At 49.7% G+C, this 441-nt stretch carries 1 protein-coding gene; it reads right to left on the bottom strand.

Translation table 11 applies throughout. The annotated features are described in order from the left end of the window. Positions 1-228, bottom strand: a 228-nt coding sequence (locus EXE45_RS17990) for an undecaprenyl diphosphate synthase family protein (RefSeq protein ID WP_394348156.1), incomplete at its 3' end; no start/stop codon positions are given. Between the last annotated feature and the right edge of the window lie 213 nt (positions 229-441).

Raw genomic sequence — 441 nt, 5'->3', positions numbered from 1 at the left:
ATCCGCAAACGAATACAGCCGGTCCTCAATGAGATCAAAGAGGTCAGTGAGTTCCTCATCTGGTCGTGCAAAATTCTCTGTTGAGAAGGTGTACAATGTGACTTCAGTAATATCGAACTCGGAACACCAATGTAGCATGTCTTCAGTGGTTTCCGCACCGTGAGCATGCCCATCTGACGGATCAAGACCTCGTTCACGGGCGTACCGCCGGTTTCCGTCCTGGATCACAGCAACGTGATCTGGTGTCAGAGCAAGTGACTGCTTAATCTCGCCAATATAGATGTTGCGAAGCCACTGTCTCGCCCACTTAAACATTTTGTGTGAGTATACCTCATCACGTGTGTTAATTAAGGTGTTCACTTGACATGGTGCGGCGGAGAATTACCGTACCCTGTGTGCTCACGGCTTATGCTGGTCGTCTGTGAGGCGAAACTGCCTTGC

This window comes from Halorubrum sp. SP9 (genome assembly GCF_005435015.1).
GTDB lineage: Archaea > Halobacteriota > Halobacteria > Halobacteriales > Haloferacaceae > Halorubrum > Halorubrum sodomense.
The sequence above is the reverse complement of the archived record's forward strand: the minus strand, read 5'-3'. Positions and strand labels throughout refer to the sequence as shown.